Origin of the sequence: Enterobacter roggenkampii (assembly GCF_001729805.1) — a bacterium.
GTDB lineage: Bacteria > Pseudomonadota > Gammaproteobacteria > Enterobacterales > Enterobacteriaceae > Enterobacter > Enterobacter roggenkampii.
Genome location: NZ_CP017184.1, coordinates 1,427,724 through 1,453,798, shown reverse-complemented (window position 1 = coordinate 1,453,798; position 26,075 = coordinate 1,427,724). Strand labels below are relative to the sequence as shown.

The 26,075-nt window shown below is 56.8% G+C and carries 23 protein-coding genes and 1 pseudogene; 11 read left to right on the top strand and 13 right to left on the bottom strand.

What is annotated here, in order from left to right:
* Positions 1–222: 222 nt before the first annotated feature.
* Positions 223–1,659 carry an SEFIR domain-containing protein gene (locus BFV67_RS06730; RefSeq protein WP_069598040.1) on the bottom strand — a complete coding sequence of 479 codons (1,437 nt, stop codon included), beginning with the start codon at positions 1,657–1,659 and terminating at the stop codon, positions 223–225.
* Between the two features lie 451 nt (positions 1,660–2,110).
* Complete coding sequence (locus BFV67_RS06725; protein ID WP_069598039.1) at positions 2,111–2,812, bottom strand: hypothetical protein; 702 nt, start codon at positions 2,810–2,812, stop codon at positions 2,111–2,113.
* 168 nt (positions 2,813–2,980) lie between these two features.
* Here BFV67_RS06725 and BFV67_RS06720 point away from each other — a divergent pair, with 168 nt between their 5' ends.
* Genes BFV67_RS06720 through arsC form a run of 3 tightly spaced genes read left to right on the top strand, consistent with a single transcriptional unit; the run spans position 2,981 to position 5,075 of the window.
* Positions 2,981–3,301, top strand: coding sequence for a metalloregulator ArsR/SmtB family transcription factor (locus BFV67_RS06720; protein ID WP_008503437.1), 321 nt, complete (start codon positions 2,981–2,983; stop codon positions 3,299–3,301).
* 40 nt (positions 3,302–3,341) lie between these two features.
* The gene (locus BFV67_RS06715; protein ID WP_069598038.1) at positions 3,342–4,631 is read left to right on the top strand and encodes an arsenic transporter; all 1,290 of its coding nucleotides are present in this window, start codon (positions 3,342–3,344) and stop codon (positions 4,629–4,631) included.
* Between the two features lie 12 nt (positions 4,632–4,643).
* Complete coding sequence (gene arsC, locus BFV67_RS06710) at positions 4,644–5,075, top strand: glutaredoxin-dependent arsenate reductase (RefSeq protein WP_055321937.1); 432 nt, start codon at positions 4,644–4,646, stop codon at positions 5,073–5,075.
* A gap of 69 nt (positions 5,076–5,144) precedes the next feature.
* Here arsC and BFV67_RS06705 read toward each other — a convergent pair whose 3' ends face one another.
* Entirely contained in the window at positions 5,145–6,602 is a 1,458-nt protein-coding gene (locus BFV67_RS06705) for a sensor domain-containing diguanylate cyclase (RefSeq protein ID WP_235610624.1), read from the bottom strand.
* Between the two features lie 164 nt (positions 6,603–6,766).
* Positions 6,767–7,330, bottom strand: a complete 564-nt coding sequence (locus BFV67_RS06700; RefSeq protein WP_069598037.1) for a TetR/AcrR family transcriptional regulator — start codon at positions 7,328–7,330, stop codon at positions 6,767–6,769.
* A gap of 81 nt (positions 7,331–7,411) precedes the next feature.
* Between BFV67_RS06700 and BFV67_RS06695 the strand changes: the two genes are divergently transcribed.
* A complete protein-coding gene (locus tag BFV67_RS06695) occupies positions 7,412–8,626 on the top strand; it encodes an MFS transporter (RefSeq protein ID WP_023326980.1) in 1,215 nt (404 codons plus the stop codon).
* Positions 8,616–9,428, top strand: a complete 813-nt coding sequence (locus BFV67_RS06690) for a Cof-type HAD-IIB family hydrolase (protein ID WP_069598036.1) — start codon at positions 8,616–8,618, stop codon at positions 9,426–9,428. The genes BFV67_RS06695 and BFV67_RS06690 overlap by 11 nt, the downstream gene beginning before the upstream one ends.
* 58 nt (positions 9,429–9,486) lie before the next feature.
* Here the strand turns inward: BFV67_RS06690 and BFV67_RS06685 are convergent, their stop codons facing one another.
* The gene (locus tag BFV67_RS06685) at positions 9,487–10,719 is read right to left on the bottom strand and encodes an MFS transporter (RefSeq protein ID WP_021240942.1); all 1,233 of its coding nucleotides are present in this window, start codon (positions 10,717–10,719) and stop codon (positions 9,487–9,489) included.
* Between the two features lie 168 nt (positions 10,720–10,887).
* Between BFV67_RS06685 and BFV67_RS06680 the strand changes: the two genes are divergently transcribed.
* The 3 genes from BFV67_RS06680 (at position 10,888) to deoR (ending at position 13,058) form a co-directional block, all read left to right on the top strand.
* Complete coding sequence (locus BFV67_RS06680; protein ID WP_023326979.1) at positions 10,888–11,616, top strand: phosphatase PAP2 family protein; 729 nt, start codon at positions 10,888–10,890, stop codon at positions 11,614–11,616.
* Positions 11,617–11,623: 7 nt separating this feature from the next.
* Positions 11,624–12,232 carry an undecaprenyl-diphosphate phosphatase gene (gene ybjG, locus BFV67_RS06675; protein ID WP_021240944.1) on the top strand — a complete coding sequence of 203 codons (609 nt, stop codon included), beginning with the start codon at positions 11,624–11,626 and terminating at the stop codon, positions 12,230–12,232.
* Positions 12,233–12,299: 67 nt separating this feature from the next.
* The gene (deoR, locus tag BFV67_RS06670; RefSeq protein WP_023292922.1) at positions 12,300–13,058 is read left to right on the top strand and encodes a DNA-binding transcriptional repressor DeoR; all 759 of its coding nucleotides are present in this window, start codon (positions 12,300–12,302) and stop codon (positions 13,056–13,058) included.
* An 87-nt stretch (positions 13,059–13,145) separates the two neighbouring features.
* Here deoR and dacC read toward each other — a convergent pair whose 3' ends face one another.
* Positions 13,146–14,351, bottom strand: coding sequence for a serine-type D-Ala-D-Ala carboxypeptidase (gene dacC, locus BFV67_RS06665; RefSeq protein WP_008501207.1), 1,206 nt, complete (start codon positions 14,349–14,351; stop codon positions 13,146–13,148).
* A 241-nt stretch (positions 14,352–14,592) separates the two neighbouring features.
* Here dacC and BFV67_RS06660 point away from each other — a divergent pair, with 241 nt between their 5' ends.
* Positions 14,593–15,219, top strand: a complete 627-nt coding sequence (locus BFV67_RS06660; RefSeq protein ID WP_023326978.1) for a glutathione S-transferase family protein — start codon at positions 14,593–14,595, stop codon at positions 15,217–15,219.
* Here the strand turns inward: BFV67_RS06660 and BFV67_RS06655 are convergent, their stop codons facing one another.
* Together BFV67_RS06655 and bssR are read right to left on the bottom strand one after the other, a co-directional pair.
* On the bottom strand, positions 15,220–16,338 hold the full coding sequence (locus tag BFV67_RS06655; RefSeq protein WP_021240946.1) for a PQQ-dependent sugar dehydrogenase: 1,119 nt from the start codon (positions 16,336–16,338) through the stop codon (positions 15,220–15,222).
* 106 nt (positions 16,339–16,444) lie between these two features.
* A complete protein-coding gene (gene bssR / locus BFV67_RS06650; RefSeq protein ID WP_021240947.1) occupies positions 16,445–16,828 on the bottom strand; it encodes a biofilm formation regulator BssR in 384 nt (127 codons plus the stop codon).
* A 216-nt stretch (positions 16,829–17,044) separates the two neighbouring features.
* Here bssR and rimO point away from each other — a divergent pair, with 216 nt between their 5' ends.
* On the top strand, positions 17,045–18,370 hold the full coding sequence (gene rimO / locus BFV67_RS06645) for a 30S ribosomal protein S12 methylthiotransferase RimO (protein WP_008501203.1): 1,326 nt from the start codon (positions 17,045–17,047) through the stop codon (positions 18,368–18,370).
* Between the two features lie 63 nt (positions 18,371–18,433).
* On the opposite strand, the pseudogene gsiD reads toward rimO, so the two are convergent.
* The 5 genes and pseudogenes from gsiD to iaaA all read right to left on the bottom strand — a co-directional run bounded on the left by gsiD (position 18,434) and on the right by iaaA (position 24,655).
* Positions 18,434–19,344, bottom strand: a pseudogene (gsiD, locus tag BFV67_RS06640) (glutathione ABC transporter permease GsiD).
* A 1-nt stretch (position 19,345) separates the two neighbouring features.
* Positions 19,346–20,266: a glutathione ABC transporter permease GsiC gene (gene gsiC, locus BFV67_RS06635; RefSeq protein ID WP_069598035.1), complete on the bottom strand. Its 921-nt coding sequence runs from the start codon at positions 20,264–20,266 to the stop codon at positions 19,346–19,348.
* 5 nt (positions 20,267–20,271) lie between these two features.
* Positions 20,272–21,810, bottom strand: a complete 1,539-nt coding sequence (gene gsiB, locus BFV67_RS06630) for a glutathione ABC transporter substrate-binding protein GsiB (protein ID WP_069598034.1) — start codon at positions 21,808–21,810, stop codon at positions 20,272–20,274.
* A 23-nt stretch (positions 21,811–21,833) separates the two neighbouring features.
* A complete protein-coding gene (gsiA, locus tag BFV67_RS06625; RefSeq protein WP_048961939.1) occupies positions 21,834–23,705 on the bottom strand; it encodes a glutathione ABC transporter ATP-binding protein GsiA in 1,872 nt (623 codons plus the stop codon).
* An 11-nt stretch (positions 23,706–23,716) separates the two neighbouring features.
* A complete protein-coding gene (gene iaaA, locus BFV67_RS06620; protein ID WP_032622895.1) occupies positions 23,717–24,655 on the bottom strand; it encodes a beta-aspartyl-peptidase in 939 nt (312 codons plus the stop codon).
* Between the two features lie 187 nt (positions 24,656–24,842).
* Here iaaA and moeA point away from each other — a divergent pair, with 187 nt between their 5' ends.
* Positions 24,843–26,075, top strand: a complete 1,233-nt coding sequence (gene moeA, locus BFV67_RS06615; protein ID WP_063418322.1) for a molybdopterin molybdotransferase MoeA — start codon at positions 24,843–24,845, stop codon at positions 26,073–26,075.

Genomic DNA, 26,075 nt, shown 5'->3' with positions numbered 1-26,075 from the left:
GCGGCATGATTCAATCGCACAGCTTTCCGCCGAAAATGATGGTGATCATGTCGAGTAATGTTGGGGGATATAGAAAAGATAGAGAATGTATTTGTTAGACATGAATTAACCCCATACCCAAAAAATTGGAAGAAGTTAATGGCTGGTTAAATAAATTGGTCTTAGCTTACCAGCCATGCAAGTCAGATAATTTAAGCTCTTATGATGGAGAGTATTTTACCCTCATTCTATTGTGGCAATGCCATCTGCATTACTAAGGCTCACAGGTGAAATCCGATCAAATTCCCATTTAGGTAGCCTATCACTTTCTTCCAATTTATGCATATTCTGCTTAAATTTATCGGCATCTTCAATTGCTATGAGGCCTTTAATTTTTGAGAAGTAACCTTTTGATTTAGATTTGGCAAAAATCTCAAAAGGAAAATAACCTCTTACATAAAGTAATGTTGTGGGCCACCACATGTAGTAGTAGTCTGCAGATTGAATTACTGAACGGAGATAACAAACAAAGTCAGCTTGATTTATATCAGTGAACGTAATTGGAACCGAATGACATCTCTCTTTCAAAAGATCCGCGTGAAGCGAAAGCCGCCTTAATTTCTTATGTTCATTCCTCCATTGTAGGATTTCCACATACGCCCTGATATCAATAAATGAAGAAAGTGGATCATTACCTCTTTCGATTTTTCTAGATATATAAAAACCACTAAACAAATCAAGGCATTCATTAAAACGCTCATTTTTCAGTAATGCAGCAATTGAATATAAATATAACTCATGAATCAGAAATTTATAATTATCAAAATCATAATTATGGTAAGCACCAACATTCTCTTGGGGATAATAATAACTAAGTGCAGCCTCAAAGAACTTGTGAAGACTCTTAGAGTAATCCATGCCTGTATTATATCTTGCAGCCAAGTAAGTTAAATTAATAAATTCATTTCTCGCTGGGATAAAAGACTCTATATTTTTAAGAAATGCTTCATCAGGTTCATCATGTTCTGCCGTACGAAATCTTATACGTTCAAGGTTATTAGCCAAGACAGTTAAGTATTCATCATAACATCCTGCTGCGGTAATCTTACCGTTGCGTATAGCATCCATAGCCCTGGTATAATATGCTGTCGTTCCGAGGGAAACTTCAGACGGTTCGTCAAGAAACGCAGGTTTCTTTCCCAGTTCCGGCTTAACAAAAACAGGTCTATCGAATATCCATCTTAGAATCCTTTCAACTCCTTCAGACATGGAACTTGAGTCGGTCATATCAATGAATAAACGACCTTTATAAAAGTTCGGCACATAGAACCGTCCTTCGTCATCCTTTTCTGTGACGACAACGACAAACTTCGTTTGCTCTGCAGAAGAATAAATTTCTGGTGAAATTATTTGAGTTTCTGTACCAACCCCACCTTTTCGATTATTAGCTTTCTCTGCATATCCTTTATCGCTGATGATCAATACTTTACTAATAGTTTTGTCATTGACCATGCTTTCCATAAATGCATAAGAGTCTTGCCCATCACGAAGACACCATTTATCTATTATTACATCCACACCTGAGCTAACTAAATCCTCAGCCAGCTTAATTACAAAATCTTCATGCTCAGGAGTTGTCCAACTATATGATACAAAAACTTTTGGGGGGTTAGCTTCCATATTGACTCCAAATTAAGAAAGCAAAAAAAAATCAGAGTAACTTCCGTATTAGCCTACAAAAAATGACGGCAAGCTAAAGCTTTGTTATAACATCTAGAATGTTGCTACGTCCATAACTCAAGCCAAACTTGAATATCAGCTTGCAAATTTCTTGTTCGCGCTCATATTCCCACCACGCCTACCCGCTTTGTATAGTGCTTTTCATGCAAGTGAATGGCGCGCCAGTTAAGGGGGCCACAACCCATTGAGATCCTTTTTGGATAATGCGAATCCATGCACTATAGACATGCACAGCTTTCTAAAATGTAGTTTAGTTAAAAATATCAGCTACATCTAATTCTCAGCGAACCAACCAAAAATTCATCCACCTCTGATTTTTGCCGCTCCATACGAAAGCACATAACCCGCTATCAATGCGCCAAAACACCCAGCGAATTTCATCCAAGTACTTTCAAACCAAAAAAGAACCCATACTAAAAATCACAGCCAAAAAGGTAATGCTTCCCTCAATTGCGTGGGACATTAACGATTTTTTATAAATTTTATTCTGAATTGCTTTGCAATCAATAGGATGCCCTTCAATGAACACGAGGTAAGGCTCTAGCTGTTGTTCAACGAAGAAGTAGACCATATCCAGGTTCTCTTTTGACACCATGGCGTATGTAGTCGGATATTTGGTTTGCACCTTTCTTGATGCTCTGGCTGACTCTTCAATAATCCCCTGGAACATCACGACGTTTAACGCAGCTGAAGCACTAAACCGAATAAAATGTTTGTACGCCTGATCAATCGCCAGGCGATCCAACATCAGACTAGCGGTTGTCTGTGCCAGTACGATTTGTCCAGCTGTTCGCCCACCAACACTTCCGGCACCATAACCCAATTTATTGTTTACAGCCTCTTTACCTTCATCATTGAGTTTCTTATAGAAGGATGTGAAAACAATAGTAATTAGTCTGCGTAAAGGTGACTCAGCATTACCCAGACTTTTGAGCATATAGAAAAAACGCTCTGTCTCGGCCTGGTTTCTTTGTTTGGCGCTATCACCGGCAAGTCCGCTCCCCTCCCAGCTTCTTACAACCCCCATGTAAGCTGTATTTGGTATGGAGGAGATCCCATCGAGAATCCCTAATGCAACCTGTTTAGCATCCATATCTCGTCCTTAGTAACCCTGTCCCGCACAAAGAATAACCAAAGCTCATTTGCGATTCCAGCCGATTTTTTACAGTTTAACAGCAGCCTGGTCTCCTCCCCTCTTCCATCCCCCACATCAAACATATATGATTTATCGAATATGTATTAACTACCCGAAGGTTTGATCATGCTCCACCCACTCCACCTCTTCAAAACCCTCTCCGACGAAACGCGGCTCGCCATCGTCATGCTGCTCCGCGAAGCGGGCGAGCTGTGCGTCTGCGATCTCTGCGCCGCCACCGCCGAATCTCAGCCTAAAGTCTCCCGCCACATGGCGCTGCTGCGCGAGTCCGGGCTGGTGATCGACCGTCGCGAGGGTAAGTGGGTCCATTACCGTCTCTCTCCCAACATGCCTGCATGGGCGGCAGCCGTTATCGACACCAGCTGGAACTGCCTGCGGGAAGAGACGCGTATGAAGCTGAAAAACCGGCTTCCGGGTTCGTGCTAATCAAAACACATTCACAAAAACAGATACAACGGAGTAAGCGATGTTTCTGGCAGGGGCAATTTTTCTGTTTACGCTGGTGCTGGTCATCTGGCAGCCCAAAGGACTGAGTATCGGCTGGAGCGCGACTATCGGCGCCGTGCTGGCGCTGGCTAGCGGCGTGATTCACATTAACGATATTCCGGTAGTCTGGAATATCGTCTGGAACGCCACGGCAACGTTTATCGCCGTTATCATTATCAGTCTGCTGCTGGATGAGTCCGGCTTTTTCGAGTGGGCAGCGCTGCACGTCGCTCGCTGGGGGAAAGGTCGGGGGCGATTGCTGTTTACCTGGATTATCCTGCTGGGCGCAGCCGTCGCAGCGCTGTTTGCTAATGACGGCGCGGCGCTGATCCTCACGCCTATCGTCATCGCCATGCTGCTGGCGTTGGGGTTCAGCAAGCAGGCCACGCTGGCGTTTGTGATGGCGGCAGGTTTTATCGCCGATACCGCCAGCCTGCCGCTGATTGTCTCCAACCTGGTCAACATCGTCTCGGCAGACTTCTTCGCGCTGGGGTTCAGCGAGTACGCTTCGGTGATGATCCCGGTGGATATCGCCGCGATTGCCGCAACGCTGGTCATGCTGCACCTGTTCTTTCGCAAGGAAATTCCTCCAGAATATGACCTGGCGAAACTCCAGGAGCCTGCGCGGGCCATTCACGACCTCCCGACGTTCAGAACGGGCTGGATCGTCCTCCTCCTTCTGCTCGTCGGTTTCTTCGTGCTTGAACCTCTCGGCATTCCGGTCAGCGCCATTGCGACCGTCGGCGCGCTGATTTTATTCGCTGTCGCAAAACGCGGACATGCGATAAATACCGGAAAAGTGCTGCGCGGCGCGCCGTGGCAGATCGTCATCTTCTCGCTGGGGATGTATCTGGTGGTGTATGGCCTGCGTAATGCCGGGCTGACGGACTCTCTCACAGGCGTACTGAATAGCCTGGCCGGACACGGGCTGTGGGCCACCACGCTGGGAACCGGGTTCATCACCGCGTTCCTGTCATCCATAATGAACAATATGCCCACGGTGCTGATTGGCGCGCTGTCCATTGACGGCAGCACGGCAACAGGGTTGATAAAGGACGCGATGATTTACGCCAACGTGATTGGCTGCGATCTGGGGCCAAAAATCACGCCTATTGGTAGTCTCGCCACCCTGCTCTGGCTTCACGTGCTGGCGCAGAAAAACATGACGATTACCTGGGGCGGCTATTTCCGGACGGGCATCATCATGACGCTGCCGGTCCTGTTTGTGACGCTCGCCGCCCTGGCACTTCGTCTCTCCTTCACACCGTAATGAGCCACTGATATGAGCCACATCACCATTTACCACAACCCCGCCTGCGGCACCTCGCGCAACACGCTGGAGATGATCCGCAACAGCGGCGCGGAGCCAGAGATTATTCTCTATCTGGAAACGCCACCGTCGCGCGATACGCTGACCGCCCTGATTGCCGATATGGGCATTTCGGTGCGCGATTTGCTGCGTAAAAACGTGGAGCCCTATGAACAGCTCGGCCTGGCCGAAGACAGCTTCACCGACGACCAGCTTATCGATTTTATGCTGCAACACCCGATCCTGATTAACCGTCCGATTGTGGTGACGCCGCTGGGCACCCGCCTGTGCCGCCCGTCTGAAGTCGTCCTCGACATTCTGCCGGACGCGCAAAAAGGGGCGTTTACGAAAGAGGATGGCGAAGCGGTGGTGGACGCCAGCGGGAAGAATATCCTGAAAAAATAATCCATCCTCAGGTGGACGACAGGGCCAGCGCCCGGCGGGCCCTGAACGCCTGGAGAAAACAACCGCCCGCTAGCTCGCCACGCAGACCCGGTTGCGCCCCTCACGTTTTGCACGATAAAGCTCACGATCGGCTCGCGCCAGGGCTGACTGCACGCCATGTTCAATCTCCAGTTCATCCGGCGTCATGCATACGAGCCCCATGCTGGCGGTGAAGCGGATCGTCTGCCCGTTGAAGTCGACGTTCTGGCTGGCAAGGCTCATCCGTACGCGCTCGGCGATCTCAGCGGCCGTCTCCAGAGAGGTCTGCGGCATTGCCACGACAAACTCTTCCCCGCCGAAGCGGGCGACAATGTCGCTGCCTCTCACCAGTGCCGGAAGCGCGTTGCCAATATGCTTCAGCACCGCATCGCCGCCGTCATGGCCCCAGGTGTCGTTAATACGCTTGAAGAAATCCAGATCCATGCTCATCAGGCACAGGGGCTGCTGATGCCGACGGGCAAGATTGCAGGCCCGCAAAGACCACTCATCAAACTGGCGACGGTTTGCCAGCCCGGTGAGCGGATCGAGCCGCGCCTCCTGCTGGAAACGCGCCCGCTGCAGGGCGTTGACGTGAATGTAATGCATCAGAAACCACTGCGTAATGGAGATAACCAGAATCGCCAGCGCCGTCCACAGAGCCTGATAATACCAGCCGTGCAGCACGTCTTTTCTGGCCAGCCCGACGGCCAGCACCCATTTGCGTTCGTTGAGGTTAAGAAATACTCCCATACGTTCAACGCCATCAATCGGAGAGGTATATCGTTGGACCTGTGCGGTATCGCTTGCGTATTCCAGCAGCTTCGCGAGGCGCGGGTCGGAGGTGTTCAATTGCGAACCGTCATTCGCCCCCATACGGGCAAGCTGCACCGCATTGTCACGATCAAGGACCGCCATCGCCCCACCCTGACCTAAATCGAAGCCCTGCGCTTCCATTTTGCGAAACATATCGTTCATGGTGTTACCATTGAAGAAACCCAACGCACCACCAAGAAAGCGACCATGTGCATCGCGCACTGCACGGAACATCACGAAGCCCAACGTGTTTTTATCCGTGCCGTTGCTCTGCCAGTAAAACAAACTTTCGGTAACTTCATCCCGGCGAAAATCAGTAAACAGAGGGTGCTGCCGAAAGCTGGCCTGCGCAAGCGTAGAGGCGTCCAGAGCGCGCTCAAAAGGAAATAGCGCGCGGCTGCTGAGAAAATCACCGTCTTCATCAAAGACGACAACGCCATCCAGCCAGGCGCGCTTGAGCTCCCCTTGCAGGAATGGCTGCGCGTTTTCAGGCGTGACCGTATGGTTGAGCAGAAAGGCATTCCCGATAAAGCGCATCTGGTAGCGCATCGCGTTAAGGCTGGTATCAAACTGCTGGGACTGGAGTATGGCCGTATTGCGAAGGATACGTGCGGCGTTATCCTCCACATAGCCGCGCTGGTAGAGCAGATGCCCAATCAGCAGACTCGCCTGAACCAAAATCAACAGTACTAACAACGCTCTCTTTTTTGCCAGACTGACCTGCACGAACCAGGTACTTACTTTTTCACCCAACGCCAACCTCAACCACTGAACAGTAAATAACCACCGCGGTGGATAGTCACGTGTTAGGTCCGGATTGTCAACATGGAGAAAAATCGTAATACATTGAAAAATATGAACTAATTTTCTTTATTTAACGGTGTAATGCCCGCAATCCTCCCCACCATCGCCCGAATCTCCTCCCGGCTTAACGGCGCCCGGTCGGTGACATAGTGCAGCGTCATCCCTTCAATAAACGCGTCCAGCGCGCGGGTGGTGACCGGGTCGAACCACTGCTCCAGCGTGGTCTGGCTCATCTTCATCCAGTCCTGCATCACCGTTTTCAGCGCCGCGCTGCGGTGCATAAAGGCGTAGAGCTGATACATCAGCGCCATGTTGTGCGGCGTGGTCACCTGCGAGCTGTGGATCAGCGTGGTGATGGATTCGCACGCCATTTCCGGCCCGGTGACGCCCGCGAAGAAATCCCGGTACTGCTGCGACATCTGGCGGGTAAACCACGTGAAGGCCTCCTCCAGCAGCGGCTCCATGCCGTCGAAATAGTAGGTCATCGACCCCAGCGGCACGCCCGCGCAGGTGGCGATTTTACGGTGCGTGACGGCGTGAATGCCGTGCTCAGCAATGGTGTCGAGCGTCGCCTGCAGGATCTTCTCCCGGCGACGCGGATCGTTGGGTGGTCTGCTCATCAATTCCTCACCTGGTTTGTGTACAAATGTACACAAACTTGCTAGTGTTGTCGCTATTGTTGTACTTCTGGTGCTATCCCGATGACGCTGACCTCTCCCCGCAAAGCCCTGCAGCTCCGCCTGTGGGCGCTGTTTATGTTCTTCTTCATTCCCGGCCTGCTGATGGCCTCCTGGGCCACGCGCACGCCCGCCATTCGCGATATTTTGTCCGTCTCTACCGCGGAAATGGGCATCGTGCTGTTCGGCCTGTCGATAGGCTCCATGAGCGGCATTCTCTGCTCCGCGTGGCTGGTAAAGCGCTTCGGTACGCGAGCGGTGATCCGCACCACCATGTGCTTCGCGGTGTTCGGGATGATGGTGCTGAGCGCGGCGCTGTGGTTTGCCTCACCGGTGCTGTTTGCGCTGGGGTTGACGGTGTTTGGCGGCAGCTTCGGCTCGGCGGAAGTGGCGATAAATGTGGAAGGGGCAGCGGTCGAGCGCGAGATGAACAAAACCGTGCTGCCGATGATGCACGGCTTCTATAGCCTCGGCACGCTGGCCGGTGCGGGCGTGGGGATGGCGCTGACGGCCACTGGCGTGAGCGCGAATCTGCATATTCTGCTGGCGGCGCTGGTGTGCATCATTCCCATTCTGACCGGCATCCGGGCCATCCCGGACGGCACCGGTAAAAACTCCGCGGACGAACAGCATTCTGCCGAAAAAGGGCTGCCCTTCTACCGCGATTTCCAGCTGATGCTGATCGGCGTGGTGGTGCTGGCGATGGCGTTCGCGGAGGGGTCCGCCAACGACTGGCTGCCGCTGCTGATGGTGGACGGTCACGGCTTTAGCCCGACCTCCGGCTCGCTGATTTACGCCGGGTTTACGCTGGGGATGACCGTCGGGCGCTTCACCGGCGGCTGGTTTATCGACCGCTACAGCCGCGTGGCGGTAGTGCGCGCCAGCGCCCTGCTCGGCGGGCTGGGTATCGCGATGATCATCTTTGTGGACGTGGACTGGATTGCCGGCGTCTCGGTGATCCTCTGGGGGCTGGGTGCATCCCTCGGCTTCCCGCTGACCATCTCTGCCGCCAGCGACACCGGCCCGGATGCCCCGACGCGCGTCAGCGTGGTGGCGACAACCGGCTATCTCGCCTTCCTGGTCGGGCCGCCGCTGCTCGGCTTCCTCGGGGAGCACTACGGGCTGCGCAGCGCCATGCTGGTGGTGTTAGGGTTGGTCATCATCGCGGCGCTGGTGGCGCGCGCGGTGGCAAAGCCGGAAACGAATCAAACGACACTGGAGAAGGGATATGAGCGTTAAACTGATCGCCGTCGACATGGATGGCACATTCCTGAGCGATGCCAAGACCTACAATCGCCCGCGCTTTCTGGCGCAGTACGCGCGCATGAAGGCGCAAGGCATTCGCTTCGTGGTCGCCAGCGGCAACCAGTACTACCAGCTCATCTCCTTTTTCCCGGAGATTGCGCATGAAATTTCATTCGTCGCCGAAAACGGCGGCTGGGTCGTGAGCGAAGGTGAAGACGTCTTTAACGGTGAACTGTCGAAAGCCCATTTCGAGACCGTCGCGAGCGTCTTAAACGACGTGCCGGGCATTGAGATTATCGCCTGCGGGAAGAGCAGCGCCTATACGCTGAAGTGCTATGACGAGGGCTTTAAGGCCATCGCGGCGAAGTACTATCACCGTCTGGAAATGGTCAGCGATTTCGACAACCTGAACGATATTTTCTTCAAGTTCGGACTCAACGTGTCCGATGATGAAATTCCGCGTATTCAGGCGCTGCTGCATGAAAAGCTCAGCGACATCATGGTGCCCGTCACCACCGGTCACGGCAGTATCGACCTGATTATCCCCGGCGTGCATAAGGCCAACGGCCTGCGGATCCTGCAACAGCGCTGGGGCATAGAGAACAGCGACGTGGCGGCCTTCGGCGACAGCGGCAACGACGTGGAGATGCTGCGCCAGTCCGGGTTCAGCTTTGCGATGGCGAATGCCAGACCGCATATCAAAGCGGCGGCGCGCTTTGAAGCGCCGCACAATAACGAGGAAGGCGTGCTGGATGTGATTGAGAAGGTGTTGAACGGGGAGGCACCGTTTAATTGACCGCGTGCGGTCTGGTGCCCTTACCCTAGCCCTCTCCCATAGGGAGAGGGCATAAGAATTAAGGTTGCAGAGCGTTTCCGACGCGCTTGTCTTTCAGGAATACCACCATCAGGCCAACCCACAGCACGCCATTGGCGAGGTTAAACAGGCTGAACAGCCCGTTACCGCCCATCGCGTAGGCATGCTTGCTCACCTCGATACCGACGGTAAAAATCAGCATCTGTAGCATCCCCATCGCCGCGGAGACCGTGCCCTTACTCATCTCGCTGGCAAACAGCGTCAGGCGCACCAGCCCGGCGTTCGCCACGCCAATCCCGAAGGCGTAGATACTCAGCCCCGCCGTCATCCACAAATAAGCGTGAGATGACGCGACGGTTGCCACTGCCGCCAGAATCAGCCCTGCCGCAATCGGCCAGCCGCCCATGATAATCAGCGAGCGCACGGTGCGGCGTGACGTCAGACGTGCCAGCACCAGGTTACCGATAATCAGCGCGCCAAAGATCGGCACCTGCAGCAGGCCGTACTCGTAGCTGCTGAGCTTTTCACCGCTGATGATAATGACCGGAGACTGGGCAATCCACGCCAGCAGCGGCAGGCTAACAAACCCGGTCGCCAGCGCGCCCGCTACAAAGCGGCCGTTTTTCAGCACCTCTTTGTAATCCCGACCCAGCTCTTTCAGCGAAAGTTTCTCGCCGATGCGGGTGGCGGTTTCCGGCATCGCACGGTGCAGGCCAAAGAACGCGATGGCGGCGAGAACGGCAAACAGCACAAACATCCCTTCCCAGGGGGCCATATGCACCCATGCGGCGCCCACCAGCGGCCCGAGCAAGGGAGCGATCAGCGCCACGTTCGCCATCAGCGCGGTGATTTTGATACACACCGCCTCTTCAAACGACTCCTGAATGGCCGCATACCCCACGGCGCCGATAAAGCACAGGCTCACCCCCTGCAGGAAGCGCAGCAGGGTAAATTGTTCAATATTTTGCGCCAGCAGCGTGGCAAGACAGGTCACGATAAACCACACCACGCCCGTCAGCATCACCGGACGACGGCCAATACGATCCGACAGCGGGCCTAACAGCCACTGTAAAAACATGCCGCCGGCCAGATAGGCGGTCATGGAGGTCGGTACCCACTCAATTCCGGCGTTGTACTGCGCCACCACGGCCAGCATACCGGGTTGAATCATATCGTTGCCGATATAGGTAGAAAATTCGTAGAGCACCAGACACAGGGGGAAAAGCAACGCCTGACGACCCAGACGTGAACCTGAAGAAGAACGGTTTAACATGCAATCTCTTTATAATGACAAAATCGCGACGAGTGTAATGAAATGCCGCAGCCCGAGATAGTGATTTATCGAGGATAAACAGAAATAAAGCACATATCGTCTTCGTTTAAGGTTTCCTTAATTTGACAGATTTATGATAGCCCCATTACTCGTCAACGACCCCAAATTATGTCTCTCACCTCCAGCCGTTCAGAATTGTCTAAGTTACAGACAAATAAGACAAAACGCCTTTACCGCTTGCCGGCCCGCTTTTATGGTTATCAGCTTTTCATACTGATAGTCCTTGCCGTGGTGTTCACATGGCTATCGCGCAATGAAGCGCTCGACAGATGGATCACCGGCTTCTGGTATGACGCGGCGACGCAGAGCTTCCCGCTGCAGAAAGACCACCTGCTGGATCTGCTCAACCATCGTCTGGCGAAGTACATTGCCATCGCTTTAGGCGCCGTGGCGCTGTTTTACGGCGCGTACAAGCGTAACGCGAGGCTGGTTACGGCGGCGCTGCTGATGGGGCTTGGCGCGCTGGTCGTGGGCGTGCTGAAAAGCATGAGCCATCACAGCTGCCCGTGGGACCTGGTGGAATATGGCGGTAAGGCGATGTCCTATCCCCTGTTCAGCGCCGTCCCGGCGGACAGCGGACCGGGGCGCTGCTTCCCCGGCGGCCATTCTTCCAGCGGCTTTATGGTGATGGGACTGTTTTTTGCCTTCTGGCGCGAGCGGCCGCGTCTGGCCTGGAGCTTTGTCGTTCTCGGCATTTTGCTGGGTCTGGCGATGGGCTTCGGTCAGGTCATGCGCGGGGCGCATTTTTTCTCTCACAACCTGTGGGCCGGGTGGTGGGTCTGGTTTTCCCAGGTGGCAGTCTACGGGCTGGTTTCCACCCGGTTTGCTAAAGAGTGATAACGCTATGCTAGAGAATCTGAATTATCAGCTGTTTTATCTGATCAACGCCACCCCGGCCTCGCCCGAGTGGATGATCGACTTCGCCACCTTTCTGGCAAAAGATCTGATCAGTATCGTGCCCGCGCTGGCAGCCATCCTCTGGCTGTGGGGACCGCGTAGCCAGGTGAAAGCGCAGCGCAAGCTTGTAATCAAAGTGGCGATGGCTCTCGGCGTAAGCGTCCTGGCAAGTTACATTCTGGGCCATGCGTTCCCGCACGATCGTCCGTTTGTCGATCACGTCGGCTATACCTTCCTGCACCATGCGCCGGATGACTCTTTCCCGAGCGATCACGGTACGGTGATTTTCACCTTCGCACTGGCCTTCCTGTTCTGGCATCGCCTGTGGTCGGGTGCGGTGCTGATGGTGGTCGCTGTGGCCATCGCCTGGTCTCGCGTGTATCTGGGCGTCCACTGGCCGCTGGATATGGTGGGCGGCTTCCTGGTGGGGCTGATTGGCTGCGTGAGCGCGGCTATCCTGTGGAGCCTCATCGGGGAAGCGCTCTACCGTGCGCTTTCTTCACTCTATCGCGCCATTTTCGCCATCCCGATCCGCAAAGGCTGGATACGTGACTAACCCCGACCTGACAGGTTACACTTGAACCCCCGCCCTGCGGGGGTTCATTTTTTTATGCCGAGGAACTATGGAAACACGTCGCGATGACCGCATTGCTCAGCTGCTACAGGCGCTGAAGCGCAGCGATAAGCTGCATCTTAAGGAAGCCGCCAACCTCCTCGGCGTCTCGGAGATGACCATTCGTCGGGATCTGAACAGCGAGAGCGCACCCGTCGTGCTGCTGGGCGGATACATTGTGCTTGAGCCGCGTAGCGCCAGCCATTATCTGATCAGCGACCAGAAGACGCGCCTGGTGGAAGAGAAACGCAAAGCCGCGCGGCTTGCGGCTTCCCTGGTACAGCCGCACCAGACGCTGTTTTTTGACTGCGGTACCACCACGCCGTGGATTATCGAAGCCATCGACAGCAGCATTCCGTTTACCGCCGTCTGTTATTCCCTGAACACCTTTCTGGCGCTTCAGGAGAAACCCGAGTGCCGGGTGATCCTCTGCGGCGGTGAGTTTCACGCCAGCAACGCGATCTTTAAGCCGCTCAACCTGCAGGACACGCTCAGCAACCTCTGCCCGGACATCGCGTTTTATTCCGCCGCGGGCGTCAATGTGCGTCAGGGGGCAACCTGCTTTAACCTGGAAGAATTACCGGTCAAGCACTGGGCGTTAAGCGCCGCGCAGTACCATGTGCTGGTGGTCGATCACAGTAAGTTTGGTAAGGTGCGTCCGGCAAGAATGGGCGAGCTGGCGCAGTTCGATGCCATCGTCAGCGATTGCCGCCCGGACGACGAGATTGTGGCCCACGCGAAAGCGCAGCAGGTGAAGTTGATGTATTGAGGTTATGCCGGGTGGCGGCTTCGCCTTACCCGGCCTACAACGGCTCGAACGTAGGCCGGGTAAGCGCAGCGCCACCCGGCAAAAAACTTAGCTAAACCAGCTGCCAAACCACCCGTGGAATTTCATCATCACGAAATCCCACATCCGGCTGAAAAAGCCGCCCTCTTCCACTGCTTCCATCACAATCAGCGGACGCTGTTCAATCGACTTACCGTTAAGCTGGAAATCAATCGTCCCAACCACCTGGCCTTTTTTCAGCGGGGCGGTGAGCTGCGGGTCGGTCAGAGTGTAGCTGGCCTTCAGGTTTTTCAGCTGGCCGCGCGGAATGGTTACCGAGCCCGCCTCACCCGCGCCCAGGTTCACCTCGCTCTTGTCACCAAACCAGACGCGCTGGCTGACGAACGTGGCATCCGGTTTAATCGGCGTCACGGTTTCATAAAAGCGGAAGCCCCAGGTCAGCAGTTTTTCTGATTCGTTAAAGCGAATGCGGTCGGTTTTGGTGCCCAGCACTACCGAAATCAGGCGCATGTCGCCCTGGGTCGCGGAGGCCACCAGGTTATAGCCTGCACCCGCCGTGGTGCCGGTTTTCATCCCGTCCACGTTGACGTTGCTGCTCCACAGCAGGCGGTTGCGGTTCGGCTGGCGAATTTTGTTGAAGGTAAACTCTTTCTCTTTGTGGATGGCGTATTCATCCGGTACGTCGTGGATCAGCGCTTTCCCCAGCAGCGCCATGTCGCGCGCGGTGCTGAACTGGCCCGGCGCATCCAGGCCGTGAACCGTTTTGAACGTGGTGTTGGTTAAGCCCAGCTTCTGCGCGTAACCATTCATTAAGCCAATGAAAGAATCCTGGCTGCCGGCAACGTAGTCGGCCAGCGCGATGCACGCATCATTTCCCGACTGAATAATCACCCCCTTATTCAGATCGGAAACGGAGACCTGATCCCCTGGCTTCAGGAACATCACGGAAGATCCGCGCAGGGCCGGGTTGCCGGTCGCCCAGGCGTCTTTCCCGATGGTCACCATATCGTCCAGCTTGATCTTGCCCGCTTTCAGCGCCTGGCCCACCACATAGCTGGTCATGATTTTGGTCAGGCTTGCCGGATCGAGTTTCTCATCCGCATTCCCTTCCGCCAGCACTTTACCGCTGGCGTAGTCCATCAGGATCCAGGCGCGCGCATCCACAGGCGGCGCTTCGGGCGCAGCCTGTTCAGCTGCGTAGAGCGTTGGTGCAAACAGGAAAAGAAGCGCAGAGCCTGCCGCCAGGCTGCGCAGAGAAGTCATTTTACGCGTCATAAATGCCACCCGAGTGTCCATTCAAAAATTACGTCACATCACCGTGTCGCAAGAAGCGATGAGTAATAGCGCACTAAAACCGTTAAAGAAACCCAACGAGGGTAAAGTTATTAAAGTTTATGCAATAACATTCAGATACGCTTTGATTAAGGCGATTTTTTTGTCTTCTGTTGCGTAATTGTTAGGTTTATCTCACCATGGCGAAAAGCTGATTCGGATTCACATCTCATCGGGAGTAAATATGATTACGCTGTGGGGCAGGAATAATTCGACCAACGTTAAGAAAGTGCTCTGGACGCTGGAAGAGCTGGATTTACCGTTCAATCAAATCATGGCAGGCATGGCGTTCGGCGTGAACAAGGAGGCCGACTATCTGGCCATGAACCCGAATGGCCTGGTGCCACTGCTGCGCGATGATGAAACGGACGCGACGCTTTGGGAGTCCAACACGATTGTGCGTTACCTCGCCGCCCAGTACGGTCAGGGCCGCCTTTGGGTAGAAAACCCGGCCCGCCGCGCCCAGGGCGAAAAGTGGATGGACTGGGCGAACCAGACGCTGTCCCCAACCCACCGCGTGATCCTGATGGGGCTTATCCGCACGCCGGAAGCGGAACGCGATTATCCCGCGATTCACGCCGCGCAGGATGCCTGCGAAAATCTGTTTGCGATGATGGATGACGAGCTGGCGAAGCACGCCTGGTTCTCCGGCGAGGCGTTCGGCACCGGCGATATCGCCGTGGCGCCGTTCGTCTGGAACCTGACCAACATGGGCCTGAAGTGGACGCCGCGCCCGCACCTGGAGCGCTGGCTTAAACAGCTGAGCGATCGCCCGGCGTACCGTAACGTCGTGATGATCCCGGTTACCTGATTACGCGCCGGACGGGCTGACTTTCAACAGCTGCCCGTCCGTCTCGTCGGTCAGGACATACAGATACCCATCCGGCCCCACCCGCACATCCCGAATACGCTGATCCCGGTCGCCCAGAATGCGCCCGTCCTCTGTCACCTTGTTACCCTCCACGCTCAGCACGATCACGTCCTTCTCCTTCAGCGCGCCGATAAACAGCTTGTTTTTCCACTGCGGGAAGACGTCGCTGTTGTAGAACGCCATGCCGCTTACCGCGGGTGAGACTTTCCAGACGAACAGCGGCTTCTCGGTGCCCTCAACGTGCTCGCCTTTGGCTTCCGGGATTTTCAAACCGCTGTAGTTAATGCCGTGCGTTGCCAGCGGCCAGCCGTAGTTCTTACCCTTCTCCGGGATATTGATCTCATCCCCGCCGCGCGGGCCGTGCTCGTTCAGCCACAGCGTGTCGCTCCAGGGGTTCATCGCCATCCCCTGCGGGTTGCGAATGCCGTAAGACCAGATTTCAGGTCGCGCACCGGGGGTATTCACAAAGGGGTTATCCGGCGGGACTTTTCCGTCTTCGGTGAGGCGCACCACTTTCCCCTGCAATTTATCCAGATCCTGCGCCGTGGGACGCTGGTTATTCTCGCCGAGTCCGATAAAGAGGGAGCCTTTGCCGTCGAACACCAGCCGTCCGCCGAAATGGTTACCGGTTGAGAGTTTCGGCATCTGGCGGAACGCCACCTGGAATCCCTCGATGCGGGAATAGTCGTCGCTCAGGCGGCCAAAGCCTACCGCCGTTCCGGCTTTGCCGTCATGCCCGGCCTCGGCGTAGCTCAGCCAGACGCGGCGCGACGTTTCAAAATCCGGCGCCAGCACCACATCCAACAATCCTCCCTGCCCGTTTGCCCAGACCTTCGGTACGCCGACAATCGGATCGGAGAGCCCTTTTCCGGCCTGCCAGCGTTTGAGCTGACCGCCCTTCAGGGTCACCAGCAGCCCGTTATTATCCGGCAGGAACGCCAGGGACCAGGGGTGATCGAGTCTGTTTTGCAGCACCTCGACCTTCACCGCCTCTGGCGCAGCAAGAAGTGAAAACGGAATGAATAACGCAGGCAGGAAAATCAGCGAGGATCGAGGCATAATGCGCTCCTTTATCGGCATATGGCATAAAGATTAGCCACTGCGTCCGGGCGCGTTACCACTTTTACAAAAGCTTAAGCAGAAGGGGGAGTTGCCTCCCCCGGGATCAGTGCTGTTCAAGCTGTTTGTGCTCGTTCAGGCACATGATGCATAGAGAGAGCGTTGTCAGGCAGTTTTCAAGCTTCTCCGCGTTTACGGCGATAAAATTCGGGCAGTCGTGGCGTCCGTTCATCAGACACACCCCTGCAATGGAGAGCACCTCGGCGGCGCGGCGCAGCGCGACTTCTTCACTTTCGCCGTAGTTCGCCTGCAGGGCCGGTGCTTTTTCACGCATGAAATTGCAAAGTTCAAACAGGTTATCACGCAGATGTTCGCTTTCGCTGACTGACATATACCCTTTTGCCTTCCTCAACTGCAGGTACGCGGCCAGGTCGATTCGGGCGTTGATCAGCTTGTTCAGCAGATCGCGTTTTAGTCTGTCAACGGTCATGCTCTTTCCTCCTCTGTCAGCCATTGTGCATAGTCAGGATAAGTACATTTTTTGTACAGTTTAATGCCTGGGATCAATTTTTATTAACTGATTAACATTATTTACAATGTTACAACCTCTGCCCGGCGCATCCGCCTTGCAAAGAGTGTATAAATCCCCCGCGATACGCTGTAAAATCCCGCCCTGATAACTCCATAATTGATGAATTTTTAACCTATGAGCAATGTTACGCACCAGCCGAAAATCGGCTTCGTCTCCCTGGGCTGCCCGAAAAACCTGGTGGATTCAGAACGCATCCTGACCGAACTGCGCACCGAGGGCTATGACGTGGTGCCAAGCTACGACAACGCCGATATGGTGATCGTTAACACCTGCGGGTTTATCGACAGCGCGGTCCAGGAGTCACTGGAAGCCATCGGTGAAGCGCTGACCGAAAACGGCAAAGTGATCGTGACCGGCTGTCTGGGCGCGAAAGAAGACCAGATCCGCGAAGTGCACCCGAAGGTGCTGGAGATTACCGGCCCGCACAGCTACGAGCAGGTGCTGCAACATGTTCATCACTACGTGCCAAAACCCAAGCACAACCCGTTCCTGAGCCTGGTGCCGGAACAGGGCGTGAAGCTGACGCCGCGCCACTACGCGTACCTGAAAATTTCCGAAGGCTGCAACCACCGCTGCACCTTCTGCATCATCCCGTCCATGCGTGGCGATCTGGTGAGCCGTCCAATCGGCGAAGTGCTGGCGGAAGCCAAACGTCTGGCCGATGCGGGCGTGAAGGAACTGCTGGTCATCTCCCAGGACACCTCAGCTTACGGCGTGGACGTTAAGCACCGCTCCGGTTTCCACAACGGCGAGCCGGTGAAAACCAGCATGGTCGGCCTGTGCGAGCAGCTGTCCAAACTCGGTATCTGGACGCGTCTGCACTACGTTTACCCGTACCCGCACGTTGACGACGTGATCCCACTGATGGCGGAAGGCAAAATTCTGCCGTACCTGGACATCCCGCTGCAGCATGCCAGCCCGCGTATCCTGAAGCTGATGAAACGTCCTGGCTCCGTTGACCGCCAGCTGGCGCGCATCAAACAGTGGCGTGAGATCTGCCCGGACCTGACCCTGCGCTCGACCTTCATCGTCGGCTTCCCGGGTGAAACCGAAGAAGATTTCCAGATGCTGCTCGACTTCCTGAAAGAAGCGCGTCTGGACCGCGTAGGCTGCTTCAAGTACAGCCCGGTGGAAGGCGCAACCGCCAACGAGCTGGCGGACCAGGTGCCGGAAGAGGTGAAAGAGGAGCGCTGGAACCGCTTCATGCAGCTTCAGCAGCAGATTTCTGCCGAACGTCTGCAGGAGAAAGTGGGCCGCGAGATCATGGTTATCATCGACGAAGTGGACGAAGAAGGCGCGATTGGCCGCAGCATGGCGGACGCCCCTGAAATCGACGGTGCGGTGTACCTGAATGGCGAAACCAACGTTAAGCCGGGTGATATTATTCGCGTGAAGGTTGAAAACGCGGATGAGTATGACCTGTGGGGTAGCCGGGTTTAATCTCCCCACTCCGCTTTTGTAGGCCGGGTAAGGCGTAGCCGCCACCCGGCACATTTCACTGCACTACCCCTTTATCCTCGGATCCAGCGCGTCGCGCAGCCCATCCCCCAGCAGGTTAAACGCCAGCACGGTCAGGAAAATCGCCAGACTCGGGAAGATCGCCACGTGTGGCGCAATCACCATATCGGCCCTCGCCTCGTTCAGCATCGCGCCCCACTCCGGTGTCGGAGGCTGTGCCCCAGCCCCAGAAACGACAGGCTGGCCGCCGAGATTATCGACACGCCGATACGCATGGTGAAGTAGACCACGATAGACGACACCGTCCCCGGCAGAATATGGCTGAAGAGAATTGTGGCGTCGCTGGCCCCCATACTGCGGGCCGACTCGATAAAGGTCTGCTGTTTCAGCACCAGCGTGTTGCCGCGCACCAGGCGGGCAAAGGCCGGAATCGAAAACACCGCGACCGCAATGATGACGTTGGCCATGCCGCTGCCCATGATCGCCACCACGGCAATCGCCAGCAGAATGCCGGGGAAGGCAAACAGCACGTCGCAGATGCGCATGATGATGCGGTCCCACCAGCCTTCGTAATAGCCGGCGACCAGCCCCAGCACGATCCCAATGGTCGCGCCGATCAGCACCGCAAACACCCCGGCGGCGAGCGAGATCTGCGCCCCCACCAGCACCCGGCTAAAGATATCCCGCCCGAGAGAGTCCACGCCGAACCAGTGGAGCATTGAGGGCCCGTCGTTCAGGCGGTCGTAGTCAAAATAGTTTTCCGCATCAAACGGCGCCACCCACGGCGCCACGATCGCCACCACGATCAGCAGCAGCACGAACAGCCCCGCGGTCATCGCGACCGGCTGACGGCGAAAGCGCCGCCAGAATTCAGACCACGGGGTGCGGATGTGGTCCGGTTTTAGCCCCGGCATGGCGTTTAATACGGCCTGACGCCGCCAGTTCAATAATCGCATCTTACTTATACCTGATGGCCGGGTTAATGGCGGCGTAGAGCACGTCCACCACGAGGTTGATAAGAATAAACTCCAGCGAGAAAAGCAGGACTTCCGCCTGAATCACCGGATAGTCGCGCATCTCGACGGAATCGACCAGCAGACGTCCCAGCCCCGGCCAGTTGAAGACCTTTTCCACCACGATAGAGCCGCCCAGCAGGAAGCCAAACTGCAGCCCCATCATCGTCACCACCGGGATCATCGCATTGCGGAACCCGTGCTTGAGGATGACCCACTTCTCGCTGACCCCTTTCGCCCGCGCGGTGCGAATATAATCTTCGCTCAGCACGTCAACGAACGAGGCGCGGGTAAAGCGGGCCATCACCGACGACACGGCAGCCCCCAGCGTCATTGAGGGCAGAATGTAATGCTTCCAGGTATCGGCCCCGACGGTGGGCAGCCAGCCCAGCTCAACGGAGAAGATCTGCATCAGCAGCATCCCCAGCGCGAACGCCGGGAAGGAGATGCCGGTCACCGCCAGCGCCATGCCGAGCTTGTCCGGCCAGCGGTTACGCCAGACGGACGCCACAATCCCGGCGCCAAGTCCGAACACCACGGCCCAGCTCATGCTGGCTATCGTTAACCAGAACGTGGGCATAAAGCGGGTGGCGATCTCTTCCGACACCGGACGACGCGACACCATCGAGATACCAAAGTCACCCTGCAGAACGTTGCCAATATAGTGCAGAAACTGCCTATACAGAGGCTGGTCAAGACCCAGCTGTTTACGCACCAGCTCAATGACCGTGGCATCCGCTTCGGGCCCGGCAACCAGACGCGCCGGATCGCCCGGCAGCATATGGACAAACAAAAACACCAGCACCGCCACAATCAGCAGCGTCGGGATAAGCCCCAGCAGGCGTTTACAAACATAGTTCAGCATGGGCGTTATTTTAAATCCGCATCGTCAAAGCTAAAGCCCGTATCCGGCATGATGTAGAACCCGGTCAACGCTTTGTTATGGGCTGACACCAGTTTCTCCACCACCAGCGGCACCCACGGCGACTCTTTCCAGATGATGTCCTGCGCGTCCTTGTAGAGGCGTGCTTTCTCCTCCGGTTTGGTGGTTTTCAGCGCATCGGCCAGGTCTTTGTCCACCTGCGGGTTGCTGTAGAACGCGGTATTGAACAGGGTTGGCGGCCAGTTCTGTGAGGCAAACAGCGGCGACAGCGCCCAGTCGGCTTCACCCGTCGAGGCCGACCAGCCGGTGTAGAACATCCTCACCCCGCTCTCTTTCTGCCCTTTCCCCTCGACCTCTGCCGCACGCTGTCCGGCATCCATGGCGGTAACCTGCGCCTTAATCCCCACCTGCGCCAGCTGCTGCTGGGTAAACTGCAGCACCTTCTGGGCGGTACTGTGGTTATGCGACGACCACAGCGTGGTGCTAAAGCCGTTCGGATAGCCCGCCTCTTTCAGCAGCTCGCGCGCTTTGGCCGGATCGTACGGCCACGGCTGATAGCTTTGCGCATACGCGATAGCCGGCGGCAGCACGCCGGTGGCCGGGGTGGCATAGCCCGCAAAAGCGACCTTCACCAGCGCCTGGCGGTTAATGGCATAGTTAATGGCTTCGCGCACCTTCGGATTATCGAACGGCTTTTGCGTGACGTTCATGCTGATGTAGCGCTGCATGATCGACGGGCTGGCGACCAGCTCCAGCTTGCTGTTTTTCTCCAGAATGGCGGCCTGCTCGTACGGGACCGGGAAGGCAAACTGCGCCTCGCCGGTTTGCAGCATCGCCGAACGGGTGTTGTTATCCACTACCGGACGCCAGGTGATGGTGTCCAGCTTCGGCAGCCCTTTCTGCCAGTATCCCGCGTATTTCTTCACCTTCACAAAATCGGTCTGATTCCAGGTGACCAGCTCGTACGGACCGGTACCCACCGGGTGGAAGCCGATCTCCTTGCCGTATTTCTTCAGTGCGGCAGGGGAAATCATCGCCGTCGCCGGGTGCGCCAGGATATTGATAAACGCGGAGAACGGCTCTTTCAGGGTGATTTTTACCGTCGCCGGGTCGACCACCTCGGTTTTGGCGATGTTTTTATAGAGGTTATAACGCTTGAGGCTGTTCTCAGGATTGCTGGCGCGATCCAGGTTTACCTTCACCGCGTCGGCAGTAAAGTCGGTGCCGTCCTGGAACTTCACCCCGGTTTTGAGCTTAATGGTGTACACCAGCCCGTCATCCGAAACGGTGTACCCCTCCGCCAGCACGTTTTTAAGCTTCATCTCTTTATCCAGGCCAAACAGGCCCTGGTAGAACGATTTCGCCACCGCCTGGGAGAGCGTGTCGTTAGCGTCATACGGATCCAGCGTGGTGAAGTTAGAGCCGACGGCGACCACCACATCTTTGGCAGCGAACGCGGGGGCAGCGGCCAGGGCTGCCGTCACGCTCGCGGCTAACAACCATCTACGCGCTACAAATGTAACCATTATGTTCTCCTGCCTGTTGAAAGTTATAACCGCGAAAAGGCATTGTCCTGACGCGGGGGAGCCACGAAATGACCCGGACCGACCTCACGCAGCGCCACGCGCTCCACGGCCTCGCCGCGTTTACGAATATTGCTCGGCATTTCATCCTGCAACAGCACGCGCTGGCCGTGACGATGCGCCGGATCGGCGACCGGGACCGCCGCGATGAGCTTGCGGGTGTACGGGTGCTGCGGGTTCTCAAATACCGCCCTTCGCGGCCCGATTTCCACGATTTGCCCCATAAACATCACCGCCACGCGATGGCTGATGCGCTCAACCACCGCCATGTCGTGCGAGATAAACAGGAAGGCGATCCCCATATCCCGCTGTAAATCCAGCAGCAGATTGATGATTTGCGCCCGGATAGAGACATCCAGCGCCGAGACGGATTCATCCGCAATCACCACTTTTGGGTTCAGCGCCAGCGCGCGGGCGATGCAGATACGCTGCCGCTGCCCGCCGGAAAACTCGTGCGGATAACGCCAGGCGTGTTCCGGCTTCAGGCCAACGCGCTCCAGCAGCCAGGCCACGCGACGCTGCGCCGCCTCGCCGTCGAGCAGGTTATGCACCCGCAGCGGCTCCATGATCGAATACCCCACCGTATGTCGCGGATCGAGGGAGGCATACGGATCCTGAAAAATAAACTGAATATCCCGCCGCACCGCCTGCAGCCTGCTGTCAGGAAGGGTATCAATGCGCTCGCCGTTAAAGGTAATGCTCCCCTCCTGCGCGTCCACCAGACGGAGCAACGCGCGCCCGGTCGTGGATTTACCGCAGCCGGACTCCCCTACCAGCGCCAGCGTTTCGCCCGGCCAAAGGTCGAAGCTGACGTTTTCCACCGCGTGCACTTCGCGCTTTACGCGGTTCAGTACGCCGCTGCGCAGCGGAAAACGCGTGACCAGATTGCGCACTTCCAGAATGGGCTTGCCCGGCACCACGGTGTCCTGCTCGCGTTCCTCCTCCTGCGGCTCAGACGCCTCCAGGGAAATCAACGGAAAACGACGCGGCAGATCGCTGCCGTTCATCGCCCCCAGGCGCGGAACCGCCGCCAGCAGCGCTTTGGTGTAAGGATGCGCGGGCGCGTGAAAAATCTGCTCGACCGGGCCGGTTTCCACCGCGCTGCCCTTGTGCATCACCAGCACCCGATCGGCGATATCGGCGACCACGCCCATATCGTGGGTGATGAAAATCACCCCCATCTCCATCTCCTGCTGCAACACCTTGATGAGCTGCAGGATCTGCGCCTGAATCGTCACGTCCAGCGCCGTCGTTGGTTCATCGGCAATTAGCACGGCTGGACGGCACGAGAGCGCCATGGCAATCATCACCCGCTGGCGCATGCCGCCGGAAAGCTGATGCGGATAGCGGCTCAGGATGGCCTGCGCCTCCGGAATGCGCACCAGCTCCAGCATCCGTCGGGCCTCGTTGAGCGCTTCATCACCGCTTAGCCCCTGATGCAGGCGGATGGACTCGGCGATTTGTTCCCCGACCGGGAAAACCGGGTTCAGGGAGGTCATCGGCTCCTGAAAGATCATCGCAATGTCCGCCCCGCGCACGCCCTGCATCTGCGAACCGCTCAACTCATTTAAATCAATGACCTGACGGTTACGGCGGCGCAGCAGCATTTTCTCGCTGCTGATTTGCCCGCCCGTCTGTTCCAGCAGGCGCATCAGCGCCAGCGCGGTGACCGATTTCCCGGAGCCGGATTCGCCAACAATCGCCAGCGTCTCGCCGCGCCTGAGCGTGAACGATAAATTCTGTACTGCGGGGATGAACTGCCGCTCTTCCTGAAACGCAATATTCAGCTGATGGACAGCCAGCACTTCGCGGTTGTCCAGCTCTTCACTGTGCGGCACGCGCTGCCCCCTTATTCACGATAGATCCCCGTGCTCGGCTCATCGCCGGCATAGCCCCAGGCGCGGTACATGCCTTCGCTGTTGAACGGCAGGGCCACGTTGCCCTCGCGATCCACCGCAATCAGCCCGCCGACGCCGCCCAGGGCAGGTAATTTCTCCATCACTACGCGCTCGCAGGCTTCGCTGAGGCTTAAGCCGCCGTAATCCATCAGCGCGGTAATGTCGTAGGCCGCGAGGGCGCGAATAAAGACTTCCCCGGTGCCGGTACACGACACCGCCGCCGTCGCGTTATTGGCATAGCAGCCGGCGCCCGGCAGCGGGCTGTCGCCCACGCGTCCGGGGAGCTTGTTGGTCATCCCGCCCGTGGAGGTTGCCGCCGCGAGGTTGCCCGCTTTGTCGAGCGCCACCGCGCCGACCGTGCCCATTTTGCTGCGCTCATCCAGCGGCGCAGTATGGTCAAGCTGCGTCATACCCGCCGAACGGGCGTCCAGCAGCTGCTGGTAGCGCGCCTCTGTGGAAAACAGATCGGGCGATACCGGCGCCATTCCGTGTTCGAAGGCAAACCTCTCTGCCCCCGCGCCCGTCAGCAGCACGTGCGGGCTCTCTTCCATCACCAGACGCGCGGCCAGCACCGGGTTACGCAGGTGGCTGACGCCTGCCACGGCCCCCGCTTTCAGGGAGATACCGTCCATGACGCAGGCATCCAGCTCGTGGGTTTCATCCCGGGTAAAGACCGAACCTATCCCCGCATTAAATAACGGGCACTCCTCCAGCAGGCGTACCGCCTCGGTGACCACGTCCAGCGCGCTCTCGCCCGCTTCCAGCATTTTCTGGCCCGTTTCGACAATGGCGTACAGCGCGTCGATGTAGCGCTTTTCCTGCTCAGGAGTGAGCTGTGCACGGGTGATTGCCCCGGCCCCGCCATGAATTGCGATTACCGCCTTAACCATTCGCATCACCCGTTAGCCTGTTTTGCGGCTTTTTCTATAAATATCATTATCGTCGACGAAACTTCAGATGATTTTTGAATATAGAAAGACGTAACAGTGATGTAAAGCGTACACCCTCCGGTCATACAGTTAGCCGCACTTTTCTGCCATAATGGACGCTTTCGTTGTTACTCCGCAGGAGCCCACCATGGATTTTACCGCCGGACTGATGCCGCTTGAGACGGCACTCACGCAGATGCTTGACCGAGTTTCCCCGCTGCATGACGTTGAGACGCTGCCCCTCGTGCGCTGTTTTGGCCGTATTGCCGCACGCGATATCGTCTCCCCGCTCAACGTGCCGGGGTTTGATAACTCCGCGATGGACGGTTACGCGGTACGCCTGGCGGATCTCCAGACGGGTAACGCCCTGCCGGTGGCGGGTAAAGCCTTTGCGGGTCAGCCGTTTAGCGGGGAATGGCCTGCAGGCACCTGCGTGCGCATCATGACCGGCGCGCCGGTTCCGGCTGGCTGCGACGCTGTCGTCATGCAGGAAGAGACCGAACAGACCGACGACGGGGTGCGTTTTACCGCCAGCGTCAAAGCGGGCCAGAACATCCGCCGCACGGGCGAAGACATCACCCTCGGCGCGACCGTTTTTGCCGCCGGGCAAAGGCTGACGGTGGCGGAGCTGCCGGTGCTGGCCTCGCTCGGCATCGCGGAAGTTGACGTTATCCGCAAAGTGCGCGTCGCCGTTTTCTCCACCGGCGACGAGCTGCAGCTTCCGGGCCAGCCGCTGCAGGACGGCCAGATTTACGACACCAACCGCCTGGCGGTACACCTGATGCTGGAGCAGCTGGGCTGCGAGGTGATTAACCTCGGCATCATTCCTGACGACCCGGAAAAACTGCGCGCGGCGTTTATCGAGGCGGATAAATCCGCCGACGTGGTCATCAGCTCCGGCGGCGTCTCCGTGGGCGAAGCGGATTACACCAAAACCCTGCTTGAAGAGCTGGGCGAAATCGCCTTCTGGAAGCTGGCGATCAAGCCGGGCAAACCGTTCGCGTTTGGCAAGCTTCCACACAGCTGGTTCTGCGGCCTGCCGGGTAACCCGGTCTCCGCCGCGCTGACCTTCTACCAGCTGGCGATCCCGCTGCTGGCGAAGCTTTCCGGCAACAAGGCCAGCCCGCTGCCGGAACGCCTGCGCGTGCGTGCCGCCACGCGGCTGAAAAAATCGCCGGGCCGTCTCGACTTCCAGCGCGGCATTCTGGCGCGCGGTGCGGACGGCGAGCTCGAAGTGAGCACCACCGGACATCAGGGCTCGCACATTTTCAGCTCCTTCAGTCTGGGCAACTGCTTCATCGTGCTGGAGCGCGAGCGCGGCAACGTGGAAGCCGGCGAATGGGTTGAGGTCGAGCGCTTTAACCACCTGTTCGGAGGCTGA